4 protein-coding genes are annotated in these 3,028 nt (G+C 58.7%); 2 read left to right on the top strand and 2 right to left on the bottom strand.

All coding sequences use genetic code 11. The annotated features are described in order from the left end of the window. Positions 1–686: zinc-binding dehydrogenase (locus AAAB35_RS10335; RefSeq protein ID WP_340668195.1), on the top strand; the 686-nt coding region annotated here is incomplete at its 5' end. A gap of 170 nt (positions 687–856) precedes the next feature. Here the strand turns inward: AAAB35_RS10335 and AAAB35_RS10340 are convergent. Then, positions 857–1,477 (bottom strand): FMN-dependent NADH-azoreductase, encoded by a 621-nt coding sequence (locus tag AAAB35_RS10340; RefSeq protein WP_340668196.1) that lies wholly within the window; start codon positions 1,475–1,477, stop codon positions 857–859. Positions 1,478–1,604: 127 nt separating this feature from the next. Between AAAB35_RS10340 and AAAB35_RS10345 the strand changes: the two genes are divergently transcribed. Continuing rightward, a complete protein-coding gene (locus AAAB35_RS10345; protein WP_340668197.1) occupies positions 1,605–2,213 on the top strand; it encodes a TetR/AcrR family transcriptional regulator in 609 nt (202 codons plus the stop codon). Positions 2,214–2,278: 65 nt separating this feature from the next. Here the strand turns inward: AAAB35_RS10345 and AAAB35_RS10350 are convergent, their stop codons facing one another. Further along, a complete protein-coding gene (locus AAAB35_RS10350) occupies positions 2,279–2,929 on the bottom strand; it encodes a TetR/AcrR family transcriptional regulator (protein ID WP_340668198.1) in 651 nt (216 codons plus the stop codon). Positions 2,930–3,028 lie beyond the last annotated feature (99 nt).

The following is a 3,028-nucleotide window of genomic DNA, read 5'->3' on the forward strand; positions in this document are numbered from 1 at the left end:
TCGGCGTGCACCGCGACGGTGGTATGTGCGAGCGGATGCTGGTTCCCGCCGGCAATCTCTATCCCACGGCCGGGCTCTCGCTAAGCGACGCCGCGGCAGTGGAATTCCTGGCCATCGGCGCGCATGCCGTGCGTCGGTCTCTGGCGGAGAAGGGAAGACGGATCGTTGTCGTCGGCGCTGGGCCGATCGGTCTGGGCGTAGCCCTGTTTTCCAGGCTCGCAGGGCACGCGGTTTCGATTGTGGACGCCGCGCAGGACAGGCTGGAATTTGCCAAACGACAGCTTGACTTAGAACCAGTCGACATGTGGGGAAAATCTTGCTCGGTCACTGGTGACGATGGTTTCGACGTCGTGTTCGACGCCACCGGCAATAGAAGGTCGATGGAGGCGGCCTTCGGTTACGTTGCGCATGGCGGCACGCTTGTCCTCGTCAGTATCGTGAAGGATATCATCCGGTTCTCTGATCCGGAGTTCCACAAGCGCGAAATGATGCTGTTCGGCAGTCGCAATGCATTACGTGGAGACTTCGAGCGCGTTGCGGCGTCGATTCTGAACGGTGCCGTTCCGGTATCGAAGCTGGTGACCCACCGGACGTCACTGGAGCACATACCCGAGGCTATGGCGCGTTGGACAGGCGACAAGTCCGGCTTGGTCAAGGCCATGATCGAAGTCGGTGTCCATCCGTGAGGACCGCTATTGATGTTACGAGTAGCTCGCGCTTTGCCGCTGAAACCACCTACCAGCCTCTCGAAGGAAATTTGTCCTTACAACACCAGGATTAAACTAGGGTTGGTTCAGCCTGCAATTTACCGGTAGGGTTCCGTCAGCACCGCGCCATGAAGGATGCAGCCAAGCATTTATGCTATCGCAAGGGTACTGATCTCGGCCTGCGCCGCCTTTAGCGATATCTCGCGCTGCTGGGCGCTGATATTGACGCCGTCGGCAGTGATGACTTCAGGATCAACGATTCCAACGAAGGCGAACACGCTCTTCAAATAACTCAGCGTGTGCTCGAAATTCTCGGCGGGGGAGCCCGGTCCGTAAAAGCCGCCGCGCGCAAGCGCTACGATGACTCGTTTGCTGCCAAGCAAACCTTGGGGTCCCTTTTCCGTGTAACGGAAGGTCTTGCCGGGGACCGCGATACGGTCGATCCACGCCTTCAGCTGGCTGGGCACGCTGAAATTGTACTGCGCGACGCCAAGAACGACCGTGTCTGCGGCCAAAAACTCCTCCAGAACGTTTGCTCCCAGCGCAAGGTCCGCCTTTAATGCAGCATCCTGGCCGGCTTCCAGACCCGCCCGGACCACGCCCACGTATTTGCCCGACAGGTGCGGGATCGGTTGGGCCGCAAGATCGCGATAGACCACTTCAGTCATCGGATCGAGAGACTGGATCCGTGCGACCACCGCCGCCGAAAGCGCCCGGCTCACCGAGTTTTCCCCGAGTATGCTGGAATCGAGATGAAGAAGGGATGGCATCAATGACCTCGCACGTGTGTAGCAACAGGATTTCATAGCAATCGGGCAATCGTCCATTATATCTTAATTGCACATTTATGTCATTTCGACTAAAAGGTCAATATGAAATATCGAACGGGGATGGCTAATGGCGAAGATTGATCTGGCACGGCGGGCAAAAATCGGACGCGACCGGCGGGACAGGACACGCGCCCAAATCGTCAAGGCGGGAGCCACGCTGCTTGCGGAAGGGGCGGCGCTGACCTTGGATGCCGTGGCAGAGGCGGCGGGCCTCGCCAAGGGCACGTTTTACTATCACTTCGGCAACGTCGAGGAGTTGATTGCAGCGGTGAATGTACAGCTGGAACGGAGCTTTGACGAGGTGCTGACACCTCCTCATGCGGGGTTAAGCAATCCGGTCGCGCGCCTGTCCTTTGCATTTGCGCAATCCCTGGAAAAGGCGGTTTCAGATCCTGCCTGGGCGCGGCTCGTAGTTCAAACCTCGCAAAAGCCGAACGAGTTCGGCCGCGGATTTCGCAAGAAGCTTACGGCCGATATCGCCGAAGCCATAAGACAAGGGCACATGGCCGTGCTGGACCCGGAACTCGCCACTGACATCTTCGTCGGAATTTGGCTGCAGGTGACACGAGGCACTTTCGAGCGAGCCCCAACGCCTGATTTGACTTGCAAAGCCCTCGAGGCGGCGCTTCGAGCACTCGGGAGCGCTCCGCTTGAGGGCCTATCCGTATCGACATGATGACTATGCCGGGCCGGGCTATTCTTGAGACCCTCGGCACACGGAGTTTGTCCGCCGGATACTTATCAGCCCGCCGTGGTTCGCAAGGACTTCTCCATACCAGCAGCTGGCAGGCGCTTGAGCACCGATCTCGCCTGCTGGGGACTGAGGCCGATGGCGCGCAAGATGGTACTGACGATAGCGTCAGGGTCGAACGAGGACAGCCTGCCTTCACCGAGGACGCGCAACATGTGGAGCATAATCCCAACGACAATCTCGAGTTTCAGCTGCGCGGACGGCGGATCCTCCGATAAGTGTTGGAGGTCCTCGAGAAGATGGCGGCGCAGGATCTCGCCGCTTTGTGGATTGGCGGCCGCCATTCTTGCGGCAACTGCGGCCCATCGGGAGTCGCTGAGCGCCTTGTCGATGAATGCTCTGCAGCCGAAGGCAATGCGCAGGGCAGGCTCGGCGATGGAGGCCCGGCCCGGCTGCAGCAGTTTATCGAACGACTGGACCAATTCCTCTGCGACCGCCGCGGTCAATGCTTCCAGGCTATCAAAATGAGTGTAGAACGTTCCCTTCGCGACGCCAGCCTCCTGAACCACGTCATCGACCGTGACGGATTCCACGGCCCGTCCGGCAAACAGCGCATTGGCCGCTTCAACAAGCTGCGCACGGGTCCTCACGCGCTTTTCGCGTCCAATTTCGGCTCGGCGGATCAGGTTAACGTTTGCCATTGCGTGATTCCTCAAATTCTACTCACAAATAAGTCATATTGACCTTAAAGTCCAGTCCGAAGCCAGAGGGAATTGCATGTCCATTCTTTCGCATAGCAC

Source organism: Phyllobacterium sp., assembly GCF_037994425.1.
In the GTDB taxonomy this organism is placed as follows: domain Bacteria; phylum Pseudomonadota; class Alphaproteobacteria; order Rhizobiales; family Rhizobiaceae; genus Phyllobacterium.